This window comes from Roseinatronobacter bogoriensis DSM 18756, assembly GCF_004366635.1.
In the GTDB taxonomy this organism is placed as follows: Bacteria; Pseudomonadota; Alphaproteobacteria; order Rhodobacterales; family Rhodobacteraceae; genus Roseinatronobacter; species Roseinatronobacter bogoriensis.
Window position 1 is genome coordinate 923,416 of the sequence record NZ_SORN01000001.1, and the last position, 23,410, is coordinate 946,825.

Sequence of the window (23,410 nt, forward strand, 5' to 3'; positions counted from 1 at the left end):
TTCACAACTTTTACGTGCAAGCAAGTTCACTAAAGAGAGAATCTGAGGCAAAAATGTTCAGCTTTGGCGCTTCTGGGTGAAATTGATACGCGAAAGATACAGGAGACATGATTTAGATGAGCTTGGTGGGACCGGGTGCCGGGCAATCCTGTCGGTTGGCTGTGCGCCTTGCGCAGACCGAAGTAGATCTTCTGGCCGCGCAAAGGCTGCGCTACCGGGTGTTCATAGAGGAAATGGGTGGCAGCGGCACGCTTGTCGATCATGACGCCAGGCTGGAACGTGACAGGTTCGACACGATCTTTGACCATCTGTTGCTGATAGACGAGGGGCGCGATGCCGCGCAATTCGATCATGTGGTCGGGGCGTATCGTCTGTTGCCCGATACCAGATTGACGCATACGGACAGGTTCTATTGCGACGATGAATTCGACCTGAGCCGCTTGCGTGCCTCTGGTCGCCGCTTGCTGGAACTTGGCCGGTCCTGCATTGACCCGCTTTACCGGGGGGGAACCGGGATGCTGCAACTCTGGCAGGGGCTGGCGCAATATGTCATCCGGCATGACATCGAGATTCTGTTCGGCGCGGCCAGTTTTCACGGCGATGATCCGCAGCGTTGGGCGCAATCGCTTGGCTGGCTTCACCACCACCATCTTGCCCCGGCCGAAATTCGTGTGCGTGCGCGTCAAGAAAACGGGTTTTCACCCATGGCCGCTGACCTGCTGGACCGAAGGACTGCCTTGATGCAGATGCCCTCGCTCATTCGGGCGTATCTGCGTCTTGGCGGGGGGATAGGTGAGGGGGTGTATCTGGACCCGGAGTTTCGCACAACTGATGTCTGTATCATTCTCGATACTGCCCGCATGTCGGCCCAAGCACGGGAATTCGCGGCACGTTCGGGGGATGGGGGCAGCCTGCTGTGACCTGGACATCGGACATTCCCCCACCGCGCAGCGCCATCCGTCTGCGTGCATGGCCGCGCGTCATATGGCGCGGGGGGGCGCTGTTCATCCTAATCCTTATGGGATTGGCGCTGAAACTGGTGCTCCGCGCTGTCGAGCGGCCCCTGTTCGGCTTGCGCCGCCCGATCACGCCCTGGATCACGCAGGCCGTCTGCCGTTTGGCGCTGGTGATTATGCGGTTGCCTTTGCATATACAGGGGCACCCCATGCGCCAGCGCGGGGCGATCGTGGCAAACCATGCGTCATGGCTGGATATTTTCGTGCTGAATGCTGCCGACAGGGTATTTTTCGTCTCGAAAGCGGAAGTGGCGGATTGGCCGGGGATCGGGTGGTTGGCCCGCGCGGCCGGCACGGTTTTCATTCGCCGCGACCGCCGCGAAGCCAGCCAACAAAAACTGCTGTTCGAGGCCCGTTTGCGCGCGGGCCACAGGCTGCTGTTTTTTCCTGAGGGCACGAGTTCGGATGCGCAGCGGGTTCTACCTTTCAAATCAACGCTTTTCGCTGCGTTCTTTGTGCCGGAATTGCGCGATATTCTGCATATTCAGCCGGTCAGTGTGACCTACCATGCCCCGCAAGGGGCCGACCCGCGTTTCTATGGGTGGTGGGGCGATATGGATTTTGCAGGGCATTTGCTGGCCGTTCTTGCCCAGCACAGGCAAGGGCGTGTTGAACTGGTGTTTCACAAACCCATCGAAGTGGCAGGCATGGCCGACCGAAAGGAAATCGCGCTGGCGACCGAAGCCGCCGTGCGCGCAGGATTTTCGGCACCTGCCTAGTGTTTGCCACCTGACACAAGAGACCCGATGACCGCTTGGAGGGCGTTGCGGACGGTGGATGGTTTCGAAAAGCCGCGCAGCGTCGGGCCGCGGTGCGGCGATCCACTGTTGAATCTGTAGCACTTTATGCTGGCCAAATCCTCGCAAGATCAGATCGTTGCGCAGGTGGCAGCCCAATCGCCGTGCCGTGGGGGCGGCCCGGCGATGCGCGGCGGCCTTCGGCCTTGATTCCGCGCAGCTCTATATCCGCATAGCCTTCTCTCGTAAAAGCATCGGATCGGGCGCGGGAATCTTGCGTCAGGTGGCGAACACTAGCGCAGCGGGGCTGTCAATCTGGACAGGGCGGCGACTGGGTCGGCTTCTGACCAGATTTCCTCGCCAAAGGCGAAAAAGTCGGTGACAGGGGCGAAGGATTCGACAAGGTCAAGGTTAAGTGCGCCCTCGGCGACAATGGGCAGTTCAATGACTTCGGACCACCATTCGAATATCTCGCGCGCGACAGGTTGCCCATCGCCCAGCACTGTCTGACCGACCGGGCCAAAGCTGATATAATCTGCGCCTGCCTCGCCTGCACTCATCCCGTCATGGCGCGATGTTCCGCAAAACGCGCCAATAATCGCATCGCTGCCCATGTCGTCACGCAGCTTGCGGATGCGGGCATTCGTTTCGCTGAGATGCACGCCATCCAGTCCCAGCCGCTCGACCATCAGCACATGATCGGAAATCACCATCGCCACATCATGGGCATGTGCGATATCGCGCAAGGCGTCGCCAGTGCGCAGGATCGTATCTTCATCGCGCGTGGCAAGCGCCAGCCGCAGGCAAGCCACCTCATGCGCATCCAGCACCCGCGCCAGTGTTTCTGGAAAAACCTCCAGATCAATTGTGGGCGGGGTGATAAGATACAGTTGCGGTTTATCAGGGCTCATGGCGTGCCTCTTTTGCAAGTCCTGCGCCCTCTTAGCCTGCGCAATGGGGGGAAACAAGCGCGCCCGCTTGAAGCAGCGGCGCAGGGGCGCTAAGGGCAGGGTCTTGAACCAGCAGCCAGAGGCCCCATGACCCCGCTTGATGATCAGCTATTCGATGCGCCCACCCCCTATATGGTGCTGGTGCGCCCCCAGATGGGCGAGAATATTGGCGCGGCAGCGCGCGCGATGCTGAATTTCGGATGCGCGCGTATGCGTTTGGTGGCCCCTCGGGACGGCTGGCCCAATCCCAAAGCCTCGGCCATGGCGTCGGGGGCGTATAAGGTGCTGGATCGGGCAGGCGTGTTCGATGATCTGCCCGCAGCCGTTGGCGATTGTGACTATGTCTTCGCCACAACTGCGCGGGGGCGCGGGCTGACCAAGCCGGTGCTGACGCCAGAACATGCAATGGTTCAGGCCCGTGCCATGGCGGCACAGGGAAAACGCGTTGCGGTGCTGTTTGGCCCGGAACGCGCGGGGCTGGAAAACGAAGACGTTGCCCGCGCCAATGCCATCATCACTGTGCCTGTGAACCCTGCCTTCTATTCGCTGAACCTTGCACAATGTGTGCTGCTGGTTGCTTATGAATATGCGCGCCTTGGCGCTGAAACCCCGCCAGAGGTGATGGCGATGGCAGGCACGGAATTCGCAACTGCCATTGAGCGCGAGAAGCTGGGTGACCATTTCGAACAACGGCTGGAGGAGGCAGGTTTCTTCTTTCCGGCGGCAAAGGCCGAGAACATGAAGCTGAACCTGCGCAACATGTGGGCGCGTCTGGCACTGACGCGCGCAGATGTGCAAAGCCTGCATGGAATGCTGCGCAAACTGGTTGGCGGGCAGGGGCAGCGCTAACGCGCTGTCTGTCGCAGGGTGATGTTCTTGTCTTGAACCCAAGGCGTGCACACACTAGCTTCCGCGAGACTGAGACAGGAGCGCCAGATGGCCCGCAAACGCGCGATTTTTGAAGATGTCAGCGACACATCTACCCCCCGTACAGCCCCGACAACCGGAGTGATTGATCGTCACCCGAAAGGCGCGCGCGGCGCTATCAGAATCTGGCTGATGTTGCTCTTTGCACTGGTGTGCCTGATGATCGTTGTTGGCGGCATGACGCGGTTGACTGATAGCGGCCTGTCGATCACCGAATGGCGCCCTGTCACCGGGTCCATCCCGCCGCTGAATGCCGAGATGTGGCAGGAAGAGTTCGAGAAATACCGCCAGATCGACCAGTACCAACTGGTCAATCGCGGCATGACGCTGGATGAATTCAAGATCATCTACTGGTGGGAATGGGGCCACCGCCAGCTTGGCCGCGTGATCGGGCTGGTCTGGGGGATCGGGTTTCTGGCGTTCTGGTTGACGAAACGTATTCCGACCGGCTGGACGCCGCGCTTGCTGATGTTGGGGGCGCTGGGCGGTGTGCAAGGCGCGATTGGCTGGTGGATGGTGGCCTCTGGCCTGACTGAGGGGATGGTTGCAGTCGCCTCTTACAGGCTGGCTGTGCATCTGGGGTTGGCATTCGTCATTCTGGGGCTGATCGCGTGGTATACCTTCCTGCTGAACCGCCCCGAGGCAGAGTTGATCGCGGCACGCCGTGCGCGCGAGGGCAAGTTATATTCCATGTCTACGGGGCTGATGCATTTCGCCTTTCTGCAAATCATCCTTGGGGCGCTGGTCGCAGGCATTGACGCCGGACGGGGCTATACGGACTGGCCCTTGATGAATGGCGTTTTCCTGCCGCCAGAACTGCTGGCGATGCAGCCGCTCTGGATGAATTTCTTTGAAAACCCTGCCACAACGCAATTCATCCATCGCAAAGCGGGATATTTGCTGGCGATTTTTGCCCTGATCGCCTGGTTGCGGGGGCGCAAATCCAGCCATTCGGCCACGCGCGCGGCCTTTAACACGATGATCCTGATCATGGGCGCGCAGATCGCGCTTGGTATTGTGACGGTTATGTATGGTGCGCCCTGGCAATTGGGCATTGCACATCAGGCAACAGCGGTATTGCTTTGGGTCGTCATCATTCGCGCGCGCCATCTGGCACAATTCCCGCGCTTTGACAGCCTGCGCACAAAAGGAGCCACAGCATGAGTGCATATCAAGATCTATTGGCCTTTGCGCGCCAGACCGAAGCCTTGGCCCAGATCTCGGGGCGACTGGGATGGGATCAACAAACCGTAATGCCGCGCGGTGCGAATGCCCAACGCTCGGAAGAAATGGCGGCATTGGAAGAGGTGCTGCATGCGCGCCGCACTGATCCGCGTCTGGGTGAATGGCTGGATCAGGCCGAAGCCCCGGATGAGGCGGGCGCCGCCATCCTGCGAGAATTGCGCCGGGACTATGCGCGCAACACCAAGGTTCCTGCGCGACTTGCATCGGAACTGGCGCGGATCACGCCCTTGGCGCAAACTGCTTGGGAAGAGGCGCGGCTTGCTGGCAATGTATCGGCCTTTTTGCCTTGGCTGACCCAGATGATCGCCCTGAGGCGTGAGGAAGGGCAGGCCATTGCAGGGGGCGGCGACCCGTATGACGCCTTGATGGATGATTACGAGCCGCAAACCAGTTCCGACACGGTCGCGGCAACGTTCGACCGGATGCGCCCCCGGCTGGTGGCCTTGCGCGAAGCGATTCTTGGCGCCGACACCCCGCCTGCGCTGACAGGGCACTTCGCCCAGGAAGGGCAAATGCGCATTTCGCGCAGGCTGGCGGAGCATTTTGGCTATGATTTCACCCGTGGCCGTATCGACCTTGCGGTGCACCCGTTCTCTTCCGGGTCCGGTGATGACGTGCGCATTACCACCCGCGTCGCTGTAGAAGAGCCTTTCAACTGCCTGTATTCGACGATCCATGAAGTGGGCCATGCCGCCTATGAACAGGGCGTAGATGCTGCATATGCGCTGACCCCGATAGGGCGCGGCGTCTCTATGGGGGTGCATGAAAGCCAAAGCCGGATTTACGAAAACCAGCTTGGCCGTTCGCGGGCATTCTGCGGCTGGCTATATGGCGCGATGGAGCAGGAATTCGGCGCGCTCAGCGTGGCGGATGCCGATGGTTTCTATGCCGCCGCAAACCGTGTGAACACTGGCTATATCCGGACCGAGGCCGATGAGGTGCAGTATAACCTGCATATCATGCTGCGCTTCGATCTGGAACGCGCCCTTATCCGTGGCGCGCTTGAAGCAGGTGATCTGGAAGAGGCGTGGAATACCCGGTTTGAGGCCGATTTCGGCTATCCGGTGGACAGGCCTGCCAATGGCGTGTTGCAGGATGTGCATTGGTCGGTCGGGCTATTTGGTTATTTCCCCACCTATGCGCTGGGCAATATCTATGCTGGCTGCCTCTACCAGACATTGCGCGCGGATTTGCCTGACCTGGATGCCCAGTTAAGTGCGGGCGATACCAGTGCGGCAACGGGCTGGCTGAATGCGCGGTTGCAAAAATTTGGGGCCTTGAATGGGCCAAGGCAGACGATTGCCAATGCCTGTGGGTTTGACCCGGATGAGGGGCCGCTGATGGATTACCTTGAGGCCAAATTCACAGAGCTTTACAAGCTCTGACGTGCGGGCAGGCGCAAGACAGCACGCAAGCCGCCCAAGGTTGCACTGTCTTCCAGTCCTAGGGTGCCGCCATGCGCGCGCGCGGCCTCTGCCGCGATGGCAAGGCCCAAGCCCATTCCGCCGCTCTCGGAATTGCGCGCCTCATCCAGCCGAACAAAGGGTTCGCAGGCGCGCGCGCGATCTTCTGGTGGAATGCCGGGGCCGTCATCCTCGACGCAATATTCCAGCCAATCCGGGCTTACAGAGAGTTGCACGGCCACGCGGTTTGAATGTCGCAACGCATTGCTGATCAGATTGTCCAGCGCACGCGCAATACTCCCGGCGTGCAGAAAGACCGGCTTTGGCCGCTTTTTGGGGGGTGTCAATGTGATTTCATGGCCCGCCGCAAGATAGCGCTCTACCAGGTTTGCGATCAGGGCCAGCGGGTCTGTTGCTTGACGCTCTTCCTGTGCCTGACCGCGTGTATAGTCCAGAAACCCGTCCAGCCTTTTCTCAAGGTCGGCAATCTCAATTTCCAGCGCCGTGCGATCGTCACCCTCGGGCATCATCGACAGGATCAGGCGCATCCGCGTCAGGGGGGTGCGCATGTCATGGCTGACGCCGGAAAGCATGATCTTCTGTTGTGCGCGCTGGCGTTCGATCCGGTTGCGCATGTCGATAAAGCCATGCGCCGCTGCCCTGATTTCGCGCGCACCGGTCGCACGCAATGCAACGCTTTCGCCGCGTCCATAGGCCTCGGCTGCGGCACCAAGCCTGCGAATGGGCCGGATTTGCAGCCTCAGGAACTGAAACGCTATCAGCGTCATAAGCACGGATGCAAGAAACACGATGACAAGCAGTTGATGCGGATTGGAAGTTGTCACCAGACGGCGCGGCAATTGAATTTCAAGAATGCCGTGGCGGCTGTCGATCCATAGCCGCACAGTACTTGATGACCGTGTCAGGTCAGCCGTGCGATAGGAGGACAGATCCGCGCGCAGCACACGAAGGATCTCTCTTCCGGCAAGATCAAAGCGACCGACCTGCTCCTGCTCGGGCATAACAAGGTCGTCAGATGGCAACCGGATATCAATTTGCAAAATATCCACAAGATCGGACAATTCATCCATGACGGTCTGAGGGGCGGGGCTGGCATTGAGCCGTTCTGTCAGAAACCTGATGTCGCGCAGAATGTTTGTGGTCATTTGTGCGGTAACACGTTCGTAGTGCCGCTGGATGAAGACGACTGACAGCACGATCTGGATTGCGATGATCGGAATGATCAGAATCAGGATCGCGCGCCCGTAAAAACTGGCTGGAAACAGATATTGATAAAATCGACGCCGCATGACCGGACCATATGCAAGGGTGATGTGTCCCACAAGATAGCATGATCGAAAGATATGGGCTGGTAAGCGATCATCTTCGACTGAGTTGACGCGGAATGAAACGCGCAGCCGCCGGTCGCAGAGTGACCTGGGGGTCACTCTGCGCTGGTGACGGGACTGGCAATCCTGCGCTGCCTTCGCACTTTTGCCAATTGCCTGTGTGGTGTTGCATCAGATCACTCACAGAACGACGTGATACAAGCCATCATATGTGGAAACACCGCAAACCTTTGCTTCATGCCTTGCCGTGCCCGGTTATTGCGTGGCGGCTGGTTCCAGTAGTGTCTGGATGCGTGCTCTCAGATCGGCGCTTTGTGCAAGCGCATCGCGGCCTTGTGACAACAATCCCGGTTCTGCCAGCGCGTCGAGGGCTGGGGGCTGGCCTTCGGGGTTGCGCGCAAACGGCCCTTCGCCTGTTTCTGGAACTGGTTCTGCCTGTTCTGTCGGACGCTGCGGCAGGCCTTGCGTTGCGGTTGGTGGTGCCTCCGCGGCGGGCAGGGCGGCGTTGAACCTCGAAGCACGTTCTTCTGAGGCGCGTTGCAACGACTGGGCCGCGCGCGCGCGTGCAATGTCGCCATGGGGGACTACCTCTGTCAGGAGGGGCAAGCCTTCGTCGTCCGGCCCTTGGCCAGATTCCCGCGTCGTCGTCAGATGTTCCACCGGTTGCGCTGTGGATTGCATGTCCGAAGTCGTTTTGAGCTGTGCATCGTCGATCAATTCGGCTTGCAGATCAAACCCCAGATGGCGCAGGCGCGCTGAAATGTCTTGTGCCAGAGAGTCTGGCAGATACGCCAGACTCCAAGGGCGCTGGTCAAAGATGAGCGTGACAAACCCGACATCATCCGCGTCCGTGACCGCATTTTCAAGAATATGGGCACGCAGGGTCTGGCTGCTGGCAAGGTCGAGCGCTGCATCACGCCCATCCAGAATGTCGAATGCGCCTTGAAAATCACCTGCCTGTGTCTTGGCTTTGATGACAAGCCTTGCAATTTCGCGGCCAGTTTCCGATCCGCGCAGCGCAAAAAGGCGGGTGGTTGCGGCCTCCAAAACTATGTTTTCCACAGGGTCTTCACTTGCTACGCGTCGATTGAGCAAAAAGAGGAGGTCATCATCTGACCTTTCAGGTGACAGCGCTCTTTCAAGAAATTGGGCCTCTTCCGGGGCGACATTCGGCAAATCCACCGATACGCGGGCGAGTGTCAGCGCCGAAGAATCGTGTTCTGCGATACGATCCAGCGCGGCATGAATAACTTTCGCTTCCTCCGAAAACCCTGCTCTGACCAGTCTTTGAATCACGACCGGGCCCAGATGCAGCCTCAGGCGCGGTGGCAGCTTTTGCAGCGCTTGCACCAGATGATCGCTGGAGAAGCCCTCGGATTGCGCGTCATCTGGAGCGCTGAGGAATGTCCAGAGGCTGCCCATTGGGCTGCATCCGCGCAAATTCTCAAGATCATGCATCGGCGGCAACTCTGAGATGTCCACCAGATAGCTGATCGCAGCAAGGATCTGCGTGTGTTCCGGTGGCGCTTCAAGCAGAGACAAGACCAGACGGGCCTCTGCGCCAAAGCCGACGAACAAGAATTCCCTTGCCAGTTCCAGGACCTGTTGTTCATCAACCTGATCCAATGCGTTGAACAGGTCTTGGAACCGAAAGGATGGCTCGGAACGGTCTATCGGGATGTTCCACGCAGACGGGTCAAAAAAGCTGCTGTCAGGGCATTCTGTAACGCTCTGCCCTCTTTCGGATAGCTTGGTTCGATCGCCCGTCACAACGGCGAAATGCGCATCAGCCAGCGGGTCCTTGGAGAAGGGCGGGCCTGCTGGTGAGGGCGCGAGCGAAAAATCACTGACGGGTTGCAAGATTCCGGATGACACGGAACTGGCAAGGACCTGGCTGATTTCATGTGTGATTTGTGACTGGGGCGGTGTGTCATCGCCCAAGGTTACCTGCTGGGCCAGCAAACGTGACAGTGCAGGCGCATCTGTCAGACCAATCGTTGCTGGTGCGGGTCCCGAACGCTTTGTCTCGCCGCGAAGTGCGCGTGCAAGCATCTGGCCCGCGCGTCGTGGGTCCGGGGTGTCGCCGGACGGGGATTGTATCAGGTTGTTCGGGCGTACAGCAGGGCGGGGGGCTGTAAGTGGTGCGTAGACAGCATCATTCCGTGTCCCGATAATGTCGATGATCAGGAATTGAGGGATATCTTCGCGGGCCTGAACATCGCACTCACATGCCAGGTAAAGGTCGAGCCCGGCTTCAGAGGCGCGTATGTCGCGTAATCTGGTTCTTGGTATGCGTGAGAAAGTCTGTGACAGATCAAACTCCACGTCATCGCCCGCAATCTCCAGTCGCGCGGAAACGCTATCTCGGACAAGACTCCAGTCGCTTTGTGCAGGGATGTTGAGGATAAGCCTTGTGTAATCGGCATGTTCTCCGGCCTGGACCTGCACGGATTGTGGCTGCGCCGAAGCTGCGGCAGGCACGAGGCTTGCGAGAGATATGGTCAGCACCCGAAAAAAGCGTCGCATGGGTCAGGCCGCGTTTTTCTTGAGTTCGCGCATGGCGGCTTCGAGGTCGCTGAAGTCTGGACGATAGTGATGCGGCGCATTCTGTCGGCCAACCTCGATGCAGATATTTGCCGGATGGGAATGCAGGTTGGCAATCATGACTTCGCGGATAAGCTGATAGAAATGATCGTCTTCTTCCACGATTGCACGCATGCGCCCTGCGATAGGCCCCACAAAGCCGTACGCAAGAAACACGCCAAGAAATGTACCAGTCAAGGCTCCGCCGATCATTGCGCCAAGTATTTCAGGCGGTTCATCAATCGATCCCATGGTCTTGATGATGCCAAGCACGGCGGCGACGATTCCCAAAGCAGGCAGTGCGTCAGCGACAACCTGCACGGCGTGGCTGGTATGGAGCGCGTGATGCTTGCGCGCGTCCAGCCGTTTATCCAGAACCTCTTCCACCTGATGTGGATCATCGTAGTTCATAGAGGCGGCGCGCAATGTATCACAGATCAGCTCCATCACGTCGGAATCCGCCTGAAGCTTTGGATAACGAGAGAAAATGCTCGAGTCGTTTGGCGCCTCGATGTGTTCTTCGACGGCGACAGGATTCTGTTTCGACAGCCAGATCAATTCGAACATCAGGCAGAGAAGATCGCGATAATCATCGGGCGCCCATTTGACGCCTTTGAATATGCGTCCCATATCGCGGCCCGTTGCTTTGACCGTGCCAGAGTCATTGCCAAGAATAAACCCGCCAATCGCAGCGCCGCCGATCATGACAATCTCAAAAGGCAAGGCTTTCAGGATAATGCCCATCGTACCACCAGAACCAAGGTAGCCACCAAAGACCATTCCAAAGACAAGAAGAATTCCAACTAACGCAAACACGATATACCTATCAATCTGGGCAGGGGTGGTCAGATTGGTGAGCAGACGCGCTCATCCATCCAGCTAAGTCTCGCACGTGAATATTAAGATGCGCTTACCCGCGCGCGGTTGTTTTGCCGATCAGTTGCGCGGGGTTCTGGCATGCCGGCCGGCAAGGACGGCGCTGATGCCGTAGGCTGTCAGCGGATCGAGCGCAGACATCACCTCTCCAGCGAATTCCGGCCGCAATCTTGATACAAATCCGGCAGCAAATTCGGTGTCCATCTGCGAGAAAAGTTCTGCGGCCTGGAGGGGTTTCATGCTTTCGAAAACTGTCGTCAGATGTTTGAGGTCATCCTCCGCCGCAGTTTCGGTCAGGCGCAAAGTGGCCGTGAGTTTAGCCTCAGCTTCGACAAGTTGTTCGATATTGTTGCGCAACTCTGCTTCTGCGTCACGCAGGGTATTGGCGCGCTCTTGCAACTCTTTCTCCCGGGCGTCCAGTTGGGCCATGCGCGCCTGAAGGGCGGCATACAAATCGCCGGGATCGGTCGCTTCCTGTTCGACCGGCAGTGCTGCCGGTGGCTCTTCAATGCGCGTGTCTGCTGCAAGAACCTCTGCCACGCCAAGCCCGATGCGTGAGAGCCCCGCTAGGAAGAACAAGCCCGCCAGAATCAGCATGACACCCGAGCGACTGCTTTGGGATGTGGCGGTCATACCCCATCTCCCGCGTATTCTCGGTGGCGCAGGACACGCCGACGAGGCTCTGACGCGATGCGCGTCGGGGTGCGGTGTATCGGGCTGAACTCGTCTTCTTCCGGAGATGCAGAGTTGTGTTCAGGTTGAAAGTCGTTCCCGTCCTTTGAGCGTGTTGCGGTCTGTAGGCCGCCCGCCTGACCGGCAGCCATCAGCAATTCAAGCTGTCTGGCAGTTGCTTCCGCCTTCGAAATCTGCTGGCCAAGCGCTGCCCCAGCCGAGGTATTGGATTTCTCAGCCGCGACAAGGGCCTTGGTCAGATCATCTACTTGCTTGGACAAAACGGCAATCGCCTTGCCCACATCACTGTCCAGACGTGTCAAAGCGCGCAGTCGACGCGACAAAAGCAGGCAATAGGCCGCAGCAAGGAGCGCCGCACAGGCAACTGCAAGGTCAATCAAAATCTCCATTTTATCCCTCAATCAAGTATGAATTCAGTAATGAGAAAATCCCGCACATGCCCGTCACCTGCAATCATCTGGAGGCGGCGCAGGATTTGCGCGCGCAGCCGTATCAGGGCAGCGGGCTCTCTGAGGTCATCAATATCGACCGCGTGAAGATAGGTGTTTATAAGGTCGATAAACCGAGGTTGCATATGCATCATCGTCTCAAGAGAGGAGTCCGCGACCTCGATCTGCCCGGCGAATCGCAAAAACCGTGCGCCGCTTTGGGGGGGGAGCGAGATGGTAATCACGTCGATCGGCACAAAACTGAAATCTTTTACGACATGCGCAGGCGCTGTGGGCTGGTCGGGATTCGGTGACAGCACAAGCCCTGTATATACAGCATAGAAGGCCCCGCCGCCCAGGCTGGCGGCCCCCACCAGACCCAACAGGATCGGCAGGAGTTTTCCCTTCTTGGACGACTGCGTTGCGGCCGCGTCTGTCGGGTCTGTGAGTTCGGACATGACAATTTTCCATTAATTTCGGACTTCCCTGTTTTCGCACAATGTGACTAACCGAATGTTAAGCGATGGCTGCGAAAACCCCTTTGACGGCAGAAGCCGATATGAAGGAGATTCGCAGTGCAGCAGCTTTTATCCGTGTGGAACGCATTGGATGGAAAACGGCGCATTATGGCCATTGGCGCCAGCGTCGCGATGTTCGCGACGATCATGATGCTTGTGAAAGTTGCGACCGCGCCGGGCATGTCGCTTCTTTATTCGGGCTTGGAAGAAGCGGCCGCGGGCGAGGTCATTCAGACGCTGGAGGCGCGGGGCATTGCCTATGATGTGCGCGCGGATGCAATTTTTGTGCCGTCGCGGCTGCGTGACGAGACGCGGCTTATGCTGGCGGCGAATGGACTGCCGGCCAATTCGCATTCAGGCTATGAACTGCTTGAGTCGCTGACCGGGTTTGGCACCACATCGCAGATGTTCGATGCTGCATATTGGCGGGCCAAAGAGGGTGAGTTGGCGCGAACAATCGTCGCTAGCTCTCATATCCGCACGGCGCGTGTCCATATTGCGCAGGCCAGCTCTGCCGGTTTCCGGCGTGACAACGTGCCGACGGCATCGGTAACAGTTACCACAACCTCTGCTGTGCTGAGCGGGGCGCAGGCACGCGCGATCCGGTTTCTTGTCGCCTCTGCCGTGGCTGGCATGACCCCGGACCACGTGTCGGTGATCGATGGTGCGGGTGGGCTTGTCTACGGTCCCGAAACAGATGCTTCGCCCGCAGCGTCCAGCAGTGACCGCAGCCAGGAACTACGCCGCAATGTAGAGCGTCTTCTTGAAGCGCATGTTGGCCATGGTCGCGCCGTGGTCGAGTTGAGCATCGAGACGCTGACTGACAAGGAAATTATCCACGAGCGCCGGATTGACCCCGACACGCGCGTCGCGATCAGCAGTGAAGTGGAAGAGAACAGCACCACGAGCACTGATTCGCGTCAACAAGGCGTTACTGTTGCCAGCAATCTGCCCGACGGCGACGCAGCATCGGCAGATGGCAGTTCAGAATCGCGCGAAACCCAAACCCGCCAACGCACGAATTTTGAAGTCTCCGAAACGCGGCGCGAGATTGAGCGCAACCCCGGTTCTATCCGCCGTATGACCGTTGCGGTATTGATAGACGGTGTGCGCAGCCCTGCCGAGGATGGCACGCTTTCATGGGCCCCCCGCCCGCCCGAAGAACTGGAAGCCTTGCGTGAACTGGTGGCTTCGGCTGTCGGGTTTGATGAAGCGCGAGGCGATGTCATCACGCTGCGCTCGCTGCCATTCGAGCCGGTGGCCGCCATCGGAACCGAGGCACGGACGGGGTTCTTTTCGCTCAATAATCTGGACCTTATGTCATTGATCAAATGGGCATTCCTGCTTGCTGCGCTGATCGTGATCGCACTCTTTGTGCTTCGCCCGATTCTGCGTGCCATTACCGAGGCGAAGGGAAATGCCGCCGCAGAAGACCCATTCGAGCCATTTTCCCCGCCGCTGTTGGAGCCTGCGACTGCGAGTCCTACACAATTCGAGCCGATGGGCAACGATGCCTTTGAGCAAATAGACGACCCTGTTGAGCGGATGCGCCGTCTGATTGCGGAACGCGGAGACGATTCGGTTCAGGTGTTGCGGCACTGGATGGACGAACGCAAGGAACCGTCATGAAACAAGCCATGCTGAACCTTGAAGTTTTCGATCTGGGTCATGCAGACGCCGAGGCCCCGCTGCTTGACAGGTTTCAGGCCGAAAAACTGCGTGAGCAAGCCTATGAGGAAGGCTATGCCGCAGGCTGGCAGGATGCGTTGGAGCAGATGCGCAATGAAGATGAATTGCGCACTATCGCAGCGCAAGAGGCGCTACAGGCAATCGGTTTCAGCTATAATGAAGCGCATCAGGCGCTGGTCGGGTCATTCCTTGCGCTGACGCATGCGATGCTGGAAAAGCTGTTGCCAGAGGCAGTACGTCTTGCCTTGCCTGCTTTTCTCTCGGCAGAGCTGGCGGCCGTGGTCGCACAGAACACGCGTGCCGATGTGCAGCTTGTTTGCGCCCCTGGCGCCCGAGAGCGTTTGGCAGAGGTGGTCGCATCCTGCACCCAGATAAAGATCGAGCTGGTCGAAGAACCCAGTTTCTCTGAGTCTCAACTATCACTTCGTCTGGACAGTCAGGAACGCGACATCGACCTGAGTGGCCTTCTTCATAAAATGCGCGAGATGTTCGCGCAGCATTACGGCACAAATATCGAACAGGAGACAGCATATGGAAGAGCGTGACCTGACCAGCGGCATTCTTAATCAGGTTCCGATCGAGATCGCGATTTCCGTTGGGCGCGCGCGCCCGATCGTGCGCGATTTGATGAAATTGCGGCGCGACTCGGTGCTCGTTCTGGATCGCAGGGTTGATGACCCGGTTGAACTCTATATCGGCGACAAGCTGATCGCGCGCGGCATGTTGCAGGAACTGGAAGGCGAGCAGGCGGGCTTTCTTGGCGTGCGGCTGACCGAGATCATCGATTTGCGTGACGCGCTGTAGGCACCATGCGACACCCCATATTACATATCGCTCTGCTGGCCTTCATCTTTCTGGTTTCTGGTGGTCTTGCGGCACATGCGCAGGAGATCAGTGTCGATTTCGGCGATGGTGGCGCGCTGAGTGTCCGCACGGTGCAACTGCTGCTGGTTCTGACACTTCTGAGCCTTGCACCGGGCATTCTTGTGATGGTGACCTGTTTCCCCTTCATCGTCACGGTGCTTGCGATCCTGCGACAGGCACTGGGTCTGATGCAGTCGCCGCCCAACATGCTGATCGTGTCACTGGCGCTGTTTCTGACCTATTTCGTGATGGAACCTGTCTTCGTGGCGGCATGGCAGGCGGGGATTGTGCCCTTGAATGACGGGGTAATCGGTCCGGATGAAGCTTTCGTGCAGGTAGTAGAGCCGTTTCGTCATTTCATGCTGGCACGCGTGGATGCCGCGACATTCGAGAGCCTTGCCAGTCTGCGCCCCGGTGTGGAAACCGCCCCGTCAGTTGATACGCCACTTTCGGTGCTGGTGCCCTCTTTCATGTTGAGTGAAGTGGCGCGCGCCTTTCAGATCGGCTTTCTGGTTTTCCTGCCGTTTCTTATTATCGATCTGGTCGTTGCGGCGGTGTTGATGTCGATGGGCATGATGATGGTGCCGCCAGCCATCGTTTCGTTGCCTTTCAAACTGTCGTTCTTTGTTATTGCAGATGGGTGGCGACTGATTTCAGAAGCGCTTGTGCGCAGCTATTTCTAAGTAACCCCAGGCACAATAGCGCGCGCAGTTTGGCCAGTGGCCGCTGCGCGCGCGTCTTTTTAGTTAGCCTTCCAGTTCGATCAGCAGGTCTTTCGCTTCGATCTGGGCACCGGGTTGCACATGCACCGCTTTCACGGTCGCATCGCGGTCGGCATGAAGGCCCGTTTCCATCTTCATGGCCTCAATCGTCAGCAACAGATCGCCCGCCTTGACTGTCTTGCCAGCGCTGACCGCGACAGAGGCAATCGCCCCCGGCATTGGCGCGCCGATGTGGTCCGGGTTTGCCGGGTCTGCCTTCATACGCTGCGCAGTCTTTGCCTTGACCTCGCGATTGGGGATGCGAATTGTACGTGGCTGTCCGTTCAATTCGAAAAACACTTTCGCATCACCATCATCGGTTGTCTCTCCAAGGGTGATAAGGCGAATTTCAAGCGTCTTGCCCGGGTCAATTTCGGCGGAAATCTCTTCTCCGGGTTCCATTCCGTAAAAGAATGTTCGGGTTGGCAGGGTCCGCACCGGGCCATAGACACGGTGGCGGCCCATGTAATCCAGAAATACTTTGGGATACATGAGGTATCCGTTCAGATCCTCATCGTCGACCTTGAGTCCTTCAAGATCCTCGATCAGCTTTGCGCGCACGGCTTCCAGATCAACCGGGGGCAGGTGTTTTCCGGGCCGTTCGGTCTGCGGGGCCTCGTTTTTCAGCACCTTGTGCAGAATTTTCTCTGGCCAGCCGCCGGGGGGTTGGCCCAGATTGCCACGCAGCATGTCAATGACAGAATCCGGGAAGCTGACATCCTTGTCCGGATTCTCGACATCGGCGCGGGTCAAGCCCTGGCTGACCATCATCAGGGCCATGTCGCCGACCACCTTGGAGGAAGGGGTGACCTTCACGATATCGCCGAACATCATGTTCACATCGGCATAGGTCCGCGCGATTTCCGGCCAGCGTTCTTCCAGCCCCATCGAGCGCGCCTGCGCCTTGAGATTGGTAAACTGCCCGCCTGGCATTTCGTGCAGATAGACTTCGGAAGAGGGGGCCTGCTGGGCAGATTCAAACGCGGCGTAATGCAGTCGCACATCTTCCCAGTAATCCGAAATCTTGCGAATAGCCTTCATGTCCAGACCCGTGTCGCGGTCTGTAAAGCGCAGGGCCTCGACGATGGAACCGAGTGTTGGCTGAGAGGTGTTGCCAGAGAAGGAATCCATCGCCGCATCGGCTGCGTCCACACCGGCTTCGGCGGCGGCAAGGATTGTTGCACCTGCGATCCCGCCTGTATCATGGGTGTGGAAATGGATTGGCAGGCCCACTTCCTCTTTCAGCGCCTTGACCAGAATGCGGGCAGACGCAGGTTTCAGCAGGCCAGCCATGTCTTTCAACCCAAGAACATGCGCCCCTGCATCGCGCAAATCCTTGCCCATGGCGACATAGTATTTCAGGTCGTATTTCGCGCGATCCGGGTTCAGGATATCGCCCGTGTAGCAGATCGTGCCTTCGCAGACCTTGCCAGCCTCGATGACGGCGTCCATGGCCACGCGCATGTTCTCGACCCAGTTCAGGCTGTCAAAAACGCGGAAGACATCCACGCCGGTTTCGGCGGCCTGTTTCACAAAGAACTGCACCACATTGTCCGGGTAATTGGTATAGCCCACCCCGTTCGAGGCGCGCAGCAGCATTTGCGTCATCAGATTGGGCATACGTTCGCGCAGGTCACGCAGGCGCTGCCAGGGGCATTCTTGCAAGAAGCGATAGGCCACGTCAAAGGTCGCGCCCCCCCAACATTCGACCGAGAAAAGTTGCGGCAGCATATGCGCATAGGCCGGGGCAACACGGATCATGTCGATCGAGCGCATCCGCGTGGCCAGCAGTGACTGATGCGCATCGCGCATGGTGGTATCGGTCAGCAAAAGCTGCTTTTGCGCCGCCATCCAGTCGGCAACGGCCTGAGGCCCTTGTTCATCCAGAATCTGCTTGGCCCCGCGTGGCGGGGTGCCGGATACCTTTGGCGCAACAGGCGTTTTCAGGCCCTCATGCGGTCTTGCGCGACCGACAGTTTCCGGATGCCCGTTTACGGTAATATCCGCGATATAGGTCAGGATCTTGGTTGCCCGGTCGCGGCGTTTGCGGAAATGGAACAGATCCTCGGTCGTGTCGATGAATTTGGTGGTGTAGCTCATATCCAAAAAGGTCGGATGTTTGAGCAGGTTCTCCACAAAGGCGATATTGGTGCTGACCCCCCGAATTCGGAATTCGCGCAAGGCGCGGTCCATGCGGGCAATGGCTTCGGTCGGGGTCGGGGCCCAGGCTGTGACCTTGACCAGCAGCGAATCGTAATAGCGCGTGATCACGCCGCCTGCATAGGCTGTGCCGCCATCAAGCCGGATGCCCATGCCTGTGGCGCTGCGATAGGCGGTCAGGCGTCCGTAATCGGGGATGAAGTTGTTCAGCGGGTCTTCGGTCGTGATCCGGCATTGAACCGCGTGGCCTGACAGGGTCACATCGCCCTGAGAGGGCGTGCCTGTCGCTTCGGACAGGGTTTCGCCTTCGGCGATGCGGATCTGCGCCTTGACGATGTCGATGCCCGTCACCTCTTCGGTCACGGTATGTTCGACCTGAACGCGGGGGTTGACCTCGATGAAATAGAATTTCCCTTCGTCCATATCCATCAGGAATTCGACGGTTCCAGCGTTCTGGTAGCCGACGGCGCGCCCGATTTTCAGACCCAGTTGGCAGATCTCGGCGCGCTGATCCTCGCTGAGATAGGGCGCGGGCGCGCGCTCGACCACTTTCTGGTTGCGCCGCTGCACGGTGCAGTCGCGTTCATACAGGTGATACAGATTGCCATGCGTATCGCCCAGAAGCTGAACCTCGACATGGCGCGCGCGCTGGATCATCTTTTCCAGATACCCTTCGCCATTGCCAAAGGCGGCCTCGGCCTCTCGCCGGCCCTCGCGTACCTTTGCTTCCAGTTCCTCGGGGCCGTTGACCGCACGCATACCGCGCCCGCCGCCGCCATGGCTGGCCTTGAGCATCAGCGGATAGCCGATCTTGTCGGCCATGGCGCGGATTTCGTCCATATCGTCGCCAAGCAGGTCCGTTGCAGGAATAACCGGCACACCGGCCTCGATCGCAACGCGCCGCGCGCTGGCCTTGTCACCAAGGGCGCGCATGGTTTCGGCCTTGGGGCCGATAAAGGTGATCCCATTCGCAACACAGGCTTCGACCAGTTCGGGGTTCTCCGACAGCAGACCGTAGCCGGGGTGGATGGCATCCGCGCCAGAGCTTTTGGCAACCCTTATGATCTCATCAATCGACAGATAGGCTGCAACCGGCCCCATCCCTTCGCCGATGCGGTAGGCTTCATCTGCCTTGAAGCGATGCAACCCAAGCTTGTCCTCTTCTGCATAGACAGCGACAGTTCGCTTGCCCAGTTCATTTGCAGCCCGCATGATGCGGATGGCGATTTCACCCCGGTTGGCGATGAGAATTTTCTTGAACGCGGCCATATGTGTCCCTTTGAAGAAAAAGCGCTGGTCTTGGTCAGGTTTCTAGACTGATTTCTGCGTGATCGTAAAGCATTTGCAACAGTTCGTTAGGATTCAGGGGCGGGGCTGGGTGCCCATCCCTGCGTTGCGGCTTGTTCGGGGCGGGTGATGCCCATTTGCATCATGTTGCTGGCCATATCGTCGCGCAGGATCTGTGCCAGATGGCTGCCCCCCTGTGCCCCAAGGGCCCCAAGCGCGTAATGCCACCCGCGTCCCATCATGGTAAAATTAGCGCCAAAGGCGAGTGCGCGCAGCACATCAAGGCCCGTTTCAATTCCGCCATCGTAGATCAGGGGCATTTCCGGGCCGAGTGTCGCGCGAATTTGCCGCAGGGCATCCAGCGCGGGGGGCGCACCGTCGAATTGCCGCCCGCCATGATTGGACACCCAGATCGCATCGACCCCGGCGGCGCGCAAAGGGTCTGCATCTTGTGGGTCCAGAACCCCCTTCACCACAAGCGGACCTTCCCACAAGGCGCGCACGGCGTGCAGATAATCCCAATCCGGGGCTGCGCGCAGCAGATAGCCGGGATGGGCGGTCGAGGGGGCGTTGCCATCGAGTTTCAGGTAATCTTCCATCAGGCGCAGGCGGGGTTGGCCGTGGCGCAGGGTTCCCAGTGCCCAAGCAGGGCGCTGCGCGATTTGCCACAGCATCGCCGGGGTCAGTTTGGGGGGAATGGCAAGCTGCGCGCGCAACTGCCGCTCGCGCCGAGAGGGGCCGGGCAGATCAACCGTCAATACCAGCACCCGAAACCCCGCCTTGTGCGCGCGGGTCAGGATATCGGCGCGGATTGCAGGGTCTTTGGGTGGGTAAAGCTGAAACCAGCCCATATCGCCCGCGATAGGGCCAATCTCTTCGGGCAGGCGCGTGGCAACGGTGCTCAGGCAATAGGGCAGGCGGGTGCCTTGCGCCATGCCTGCCAGCGCGGCTTCTGCGCCCGGCCAGATCAGCCCGGACATGCCAATTGGCGCGACCCCAACGGGCATGGCGTAGTCCTGCCCCAGAAACCGGGTGCTCAGGTCCGGCACGATAGCCCCGCGCAATATGGCCGGGCGAAACAGTACCTTATCCAATTCAGCGCGGTTGCGCGGCTTGACCGACTCGCGGCCCGTTGCGCTGTCCAGATATTCCCAAACGAACCACGGCACGCGGCGTTTGCACGTGGCTTTCAGATCGGACAAGGCGGGGTAGCGCAGATCAGGGCTCATGAGGTGCGACTATATCCGGCGCGCAGCGCTTGCCAATGGCTATGCGCAAAATCTTCTGGAACACATGCAGAACACCGCTTCCCCTGCGGGGCTGGCCGCGCTAGAGTCCGCACCATGTCAGATTTCAATGCCGATCTTCCGCTTTCCGCCCGCGCGATGGCCGCGCGCCCTGCACCCTATCTGGACGGGTTGAACCCGGCGCAGCGTCAGGCTGTCGAAACACTGGATGGCCCGGTGCTGATGCTGGCAGGGGCAGGCACGGGCAAGACCAAGGCCCTGACCGCGCGGATTGCGCATCTGTTGAATTCTGGCCGTGCCTATCCTTCGGGGATTCTGGCAGTGACCTTTACCAACAAGGCCGCGCGCGAAATGAAACTGCGCGTTGGCGGCTATCTGGGCGAGGCTGTCGAGGGCATGCCCTGGCTTGGAACCTTCCATTCGATCAGCGCAAAACTTCTGCGCCGCCATGCGGAATTGGTGGGGTTGCAGTCCAATTTCACGATTCTGGACAGTGACGACCAGCTACGCTTGCTTAAACAATTGATCGCTGCGGCCAATATCGACGACAAGCGCTGGCCCGCGCGGTTGCTGGCGTCAATCATTGATCAGTGGAAAAACCGCGCATGGCGGCCCGATCAGGTGCCAAGCGCTGAGGCCAACGCGTTCAACAATCGCGGGACAGAATTATACGCCGCCTATCAGGACCGGCTGAAAACCCTGAATGCCTGTGACTTTGGTGATCTGCTGCTGCATTGCGTGACGATCTTTCAGGCCCACCCCGATGTGCTGAAAAGCTATCAGGACCGCTTTCGCTATATTCTGGTCGATGAGTATCAGGACACCAATGTCGCGCAATATCTGTGGCTGCGCCTGCTGGCGGAAGGGCACAAGAATATTTGCTGTGTGGGCGATGATGACCAGTCGATCTATGGCTGGCGCGGGGCCGAAGTGGGCAATATTCTGCGCTTTGAGCGTGATTTCCCCGGCGCTACCGTCGTGCGGCTGGAACAGAATTACCGCTCTACCCCGCATATTCTGGCCGCAGCGTCGCAAGTGATCGCCGGGAACGAGGACCGGCTTGGCAAGACCCTGTGGACCGAAGCGCGTGCGGGTGAAAAGGTGCGGCTGATCGGCCATTGGGATGGCGAGGAAGAGGCGCGCTGGATCGGCGAGCAGATCGAGGATTTGAGCCGCGGCACGCGCGGGTTAAACTACTTCAGCTTGAACCAGATGGCGGTTCTTGTGCGTGCAAGCCACCAGATGCGCGCGTTCGAGGACCGTTTTCTGACGATTGGCCTGCCGTATCGTGTGATCGGTGGGCCGCGTTTTTATGAACGCATGGAAATCCGCGATGCCATGGCGTATTTCCGCCTTGCGGTCAGTCCGGGCGATGATCTGGCGTTCGAGCGTATCGTCAATACCCCCAAACGGGGCTTGGGTGACAAGGCGCAGCAGACAATCCAGCGCGTGGCGCGAGCGCATGATGTGTCGCTGGTCCAAGGTGCGGCACTTGCGATCGAGGCGGGTGAGATCAAGGGCAAGGGCGCGGGGCAATTGCGCGCGCTGGTCGAGAATATCGCGCGCTGGCACAGGGCGGTTGGCACGACAGGCGTTGCCGAGGCGGAAGATGACCTGATCGAGATCGTGCGCCCGGACGGAGATGCGCAAAACCATATCGAACTGGCAGAGCAGATTCTGGAAGAGTCGGGCTATACCGAGATGTGGCTGAACGACAAGACACCCGAAGCGCCGGGGCGGCTGGAAAACCTAAAGGAACTGATCAAGGCGCTGGAATCCTTCGAGAACCTGCAAGGGTTTCTGGAGCATATTGCGTTGATCATGGATAATGACAGCGATGACTCAGAGGCCAAGGTCAGCATCATGACCTTGCATGGTGCCAAAGGGCTGGAATTTCCGGTCGTGTTCCTGCCCGGATGGGAAGACGGTTTGTTCCCCTCGCAACGCTCTATGGATGAATCCGGGCTAAAGGGGTTAGAGGAAGAACGGCGGCTGGCCTATGTCGGCATTACCCGTGCCGAGCAGCTTTGCACGATCAGTTTCGCCGCAAACAGGCGCGTCTATGGCCAATGGCAGTCGCAGATGCCGTCGCGCTTTGTCGATGAATTGCCCGCCGAGCATGTCGAAGTGTTGACCCCGCCCGGTCTGTATGGTGGCGGGATGGGACATGTTGCCAGCACGATTGAAGATCGCGCGCAACGTGCCGATGTCTATAATTCGCCGGGGTGGCGGCGGTTGCAATCGGCCAATGAACGCCCGGTCAGCCAACCGCGTGAGGCGCGCAATATGGTGATTGACGGGACATCCGCACCCGCCTTCGAGATTGGGGCGCGGGTTTTCCACCAGAAATTCGGCTATGGCCGCGTCTCTCTGGTCGAGGGGGACAAGCTGTTTATCGAATTCGAGAAATCGGGTGCGCGCCATGTTGTGGCGAAATTCATCGTCCCTGCAGAACAGGCCGATGACGTGCCGTTCTGACCCTACACAAGACTGGAAATGAAAAAGGCGACAGTCCCAGGGAGGAGGAGGGGACTGTCGCCAATTTTGCAAGACCCTAGGGAGGAGGAAAGGGCCCTAGCAAGCTTTTCGGCCAAAAGGCCGGGTATTCACGGAACGACATGGCCAGGGAGGAGGAGGGCCAGATCGTTCCAACGTGCACCCCAAGGGAGGAGGAGTG

General features: G+C 58.9%; 19 protein-coding genes. 10 read left to right on the forward strand and 9 right to left on the reverse strand.

Going from position 1 to position 23,410, the window contains the following annotated elements:
- Window positions 1-116 precede the first annotated feature (116 nt).
- Window positions 117-920: an L-ornithine N(alpha)-acyltransferase gene (gene olsB, locus EV660_RS04265; protein ID WP_100319180.1), complete on the forward strand. Its 804-nt coding sequence runs from the start codon at window positions 117-119 to the stop codon at window positions 918-920.
- Window positions 917-1,735, forward strand: coding sequence for a lyso-ornithine lipid O-acyltransferase (olsA, locus tag EV660_RS04270; protein ID WP_232727290.1), 819 nt, complete (start codon window positions 917-919; stop codon window positions 1,733-1,735). Before olsB ends, olsA begins: the two co-directional genes overlap by 4 nt.
- 311 nt (window positions 1,736-2,046) lie before the next feature.
- Here the strand turns inward: olsA and EV660_RS04275 are convergent, their stop codons facing one another.
- Window positions 2,047-2,664 carry a thiamine phosphate synthase gene (locus EV660_RS04275; RefSeq protein WP_071481262.1) on the reverse strand — a complete coding sequence of 206 codons (618 nt, stop codon included), beginning with the start codon at window positions 2,662-2,664 and terminating at the stop codon, window positions 2,047-2,049.
- Window positions 2,665-2,790: 126 nt separating this feature from the next.
- Between EV660_RS04275 and EV660_RS04280 the strand changes: the two genes are divergently transcribed.
- The 3 genes from EV660_RS04280 to EV660_RS04290 all read left to right on the forward strand — a co-directional run bounded on the left by EV660_RS04280 (window position 2,791) and on the right by EV660_RS04290 (window position 6,260).
- A complete protein-coding gene (locus tag EV660_RS04280) occupies window positions 2,791-3,552 on the forward strand; it encodes an RNA methyltransferase (RefSeq protein WP_100319179.1) in 762 nt (253 codons plus the stop codon).
- 87 nt (window positions 3,553-3,639) lie between these two features.
- Complete coding sequence (gene ctaA / locus EV660_RS04285) at window positions 3,640-4,794, forward strand: heme A synthase (protein WP_071481261.1); 1,155 nt, start codon at window positions 3,640-3,642, stop codon at window positions 4,792-4,794.
- Window positions 4,791-6,260: a carboxypeptidase M32 gene (locus EV660_RS04290; RefSeq protein WP_071481260.1), complete on the forward strand. Its 1,470-nt coding sequence runs from the start codon at window positions 4,791-4,793 to the stop codon at window positions 6,258-6,260. The genes ctaA and EV660_RS04290 overlap by 4 nt, the downstream gene beginning before the upstream one ends.
- Here the strand turns inward: EV660_RS04290 and EV660_RS04295 are convergent.
- From EV660_RS04295 to EV660_RS04320, 6 genes are all read right to left on the reverse strand, one after another.
- Window positions 6,248-7,588 (reverse strand): ATP-binding protein, encoded by a 1,341-nt coding sequence (locus tag EV660_RS04295; protein ID WP_071481259.1) that lies wholly within the window; start codon window positions 7,586-7,588, stop codon window positions 6,248-6,250. The two genes, EV660_RS04290 and EV660_RS04295, sit on opposite strands and share 13 nt — an antisense overlap.
- 294 nt (window positions 7,589-7,882) lie before the next feature.
- Window positions 7,883-10,153, reverse strand: a complete 2,271-nt coding sequence (locus tag EV660_RS04300; protein ID WP_100319178.1) for a hypothetical protein — start codon at window positions 10,151-10,153, stop codon at window positions 7,883-7,885.
- A gap of 3 nt (window positions 10,154-10,156) precedes the next feature.
- A complete protein-coding gene (gene motA, locus EV660_RS04305) occupies window positions 10,157-11,026 on the reverse strand; it encodes a flagellar motor stator protein MotA (RefSeq protein WP_084634960.1) in 870 nt (289 codons plus the stop codon).
- A 120-nt stretch (window positions 11,027-11,146) separates the two neighbouring features.
- Window positions 11,147-11,719 (reverse strand): MotE family protein, encoded by a 573-nt coding sequence (locus EV660_RS04310; protein ID WP_071481256.1) that lies wholly within the window; start codon window positions 11,717-11,719, stop codon window positions 11,147-11,149.
- Window positions 11,716-12,168 (reverse strand): hypothetical protein, encoded by a 453-nt coding sequence (locus EV660_RS04315; RefSeq protein ID WP_071481255.1) that lies wholly within the window; start codon window positions 12,166-12,168, stop codon window positions 11,716-11,718. Before EV660_RS04315 ends, EV660_RS04310 begins: the two co-directional genes overlap by 4 nt.
- An 8-nt stretch (window positions 12,169-12,176) precedes the next feature.
- Complete coding sequence (locus EV660_RS04320; RefSeq protein WP_071481254.1) at window positions 12,177-12,665, reverse strand: flagellar basal body-associated FliL family protein; 489 nt, start codon at window positions 12,663-12,665, stop codon at window positions 12,177-12,179.
- A 117-nt stretch (window positions 12,666-12,782) separates the two neighbouring features.
- Here EV660_RS04320 and fliF point away from each other — a divergent pair, with 117 nt between their 5' ends.
- The 4 genes from fliF to fliP are packed head-to-tail and all read left to right on the forward strand — an operon-like array spanning window position 12,783 to window position 15,961.
- A complete protein-coding gene (fliF, locus tag EV660_RS04325) occupies window positions 12,783-14,354 on the forward strand; it encodes a flagellar basal-body MS-ring/collar protein FliF (RefSeq protein ID WP_071481253.1) in 1,572 nt (523 codons plus the stop codon).
- On the forward strand, window positions 14,351-14,959 hold the full coding sequence (locus EV660_RS04330; RefSeq protein ID WP_071481252.1) for a FliH/SctL family protein: 609 nt from the start codon (window positions 14,351-14,353) through the stop codon (window positions 14,957-14,959). Before fliF ends, EV660_RS04330 begins: the two co-directional genes overlap by 4 nt.
- Entirely contained in the window at window positions 14,946-15,218 is a 273-nt protein-coding gene (locus EV660_RS04335; protein WP_071481251.1) for a FliM/FliN family flagellar motor switch protein, read from the forward strand. Before EV660_RS04330 ends, EV660_RS04335 begins: the two co-directional genes overlap by 14 nt.
- Window positions 15,219-15,223: 5 nt before the next feature.
- Window positions 15,224-15,961 carry a flagellar type III secretion system pore protein FliP gene (gene fliP, locus EV660_RS04340; RefSeq protein ID WP_071481250.1) on the forward strand — a complete coding sequence of 246 codons (738 nt, stop codon included), beginning with the start codon at window positions 15,224-15,226 and terminating at the stop codon, window positions 15,959-15,961.
- A 63-nt stretch (window positions 15,962-16,024) separates the two neighbouring features.
- On the opposite strand, the gene EV660_RS04345 is transcribed toward fliP, so the two are convergent.
- Complete coding sequence (locus EV660_RS04345) at window positions 16,025-19,468, reverse strand: pyruvate carboxylase (RefSeq protein ID WP_071481249.1); 3,444 nt, start codon at window positions 19,466-19,468, stop codon at window positions 16,025-16,027.
- An 86-nt stretch (window positions 19,469-19,554) separates the two neighbouring features.
- On the reverse strand, window positions 19,555-20,715 hold the full coding sequence (locus tag EV660_RS04350) for an alpha-hydroxy acid oxidase (RefSeq protein ID WP_071481248.1): 1,161 nt from the start codon (window positions 20,713-20,715) through the stop codon (window positions 19,555-19,557).
- Window positions 20,716-20,829: 114 nt separating this feature from the next.
- Between EV660_RS04350 and EV660_RS04355 the strand changes: the two genes are divergently transcribed.
- Complete coding sequence (locus EV660_RS04355) at window positions 20,830-23,211, forward strand: ATP-dependent helicase (protein WP_071481247.1); 2,382 nt, start codon at window positions 20,830-20,832, stop codon at window positions 23,209-23,211.
- The last annotated feature ends 199 nt before the right edge of the window (window positions 23,212-23,410 follow it).

Coding starts and splice junctions, on each gene's coding strand:
- olsB (WP_100319180.1), top strand. CDS start 117: ATGAGCTTGGTGGGACCGGGTGCCGGGCAATCCTGTCGGTTGGCTGTG.
- EV660_RS04275 (WP_071481262.1), bottom strand. CDS start 2,664: ATGAGCCCTGATAAACCGCAACTGTATCTTATCACCCCGCCCACAATT.
- EV660_RS04280 (WP_100319179.1), top strand. CDS start 2,791: ATGACCCCGCTTGATGATCAGCTATTCGATGCGCCCACCCCCTATATG.
- ctaA (WP_071481261.1), top strand. CDS start 3,640: ATGGCCCGCAAACGCGCGATTTTTGAAGATGTCAGCGACACATCTACC.
- EV660_RS04290 (WP_071481260.1), top strand. CDS start 4,791: ATGAGTGCATATCAAGATCTATTGGCCTTTGCGCGCCAGACCGAAGCC.
- EV660_RS04295 (WP_071481259.1), bottom strand. CDS start 7,588: ATGCGGCGTCGATTTTATCAATATCTGTTTCCAGCCAGTTTTTACGGG.
- EV660_RS04300 (WP_100319178.1), bottom strand. CDS start 10,153: ATGCGACGCTTTTTTCGGGTGCTGACCATATCTCTCGCAAGCCTCGTG.
- EV660_RS04310 (WP_071481256.1), bottom strand. CDS start 11,719: ATGACCGCCACATCCCAAAGCAGTCGCTCGGGTGTCATGCTGATTCTG.
- EV660_RS04315 (WP_071481255.1), bottom strand. CDS start 12,168: ATGGAGATTTTGATTGACCTTGCAGTTGCCTGTGCGGCGCTCCTTGCT.
- EV660_RS04320 (WP_071481254.1), bottom strand. CDS start 12,665: ATGTCCGAACTCACAGACCCGACAGACGCGGCCGCAACGCAGTCGTCC.
- EV660_RS04330 (WP_071481252.1), top strand. CDS start 14,351: ATGAAACAAGCCATGCTGAACCTTGAAGTTTTCGATCTGGGTCATGCA.
- EV660_RS04335 (WP_071481251.1), top strand. CDS start 14,946: ATGGAAGAGCGTGACCTGACCAGCGGCATTCTTAATCAGGTTCCGATC.
- fliP (WP_071481250.1), top strand. CDS start 15,224: ATGCGACACCCCATATTACATATCGCTCTGCTGGCCTTCATCTTTCTG.
- EV660_RS04345 (WP_071481249.1), bottom strand. CDS start 19,468: ATGGCCGCGTTCAAGAAAATTCTCATCGCCAACCGGGGTGAAATCGCC.
- EV660_RS04350 (WP_071481248.1), bottom strand. CDS start 20,715: ATGAGCCCTGATCTGCGCTACCCCGCCTTGTCCGATCTGAAAGCCACG.
- EV660_RS04355 (WP_071481247.1), top strand. CDS start 20,830: ATGTCAGATTTCAATGCCGATCTTCCGCTTTCCGCCCGCGCGATGGCC.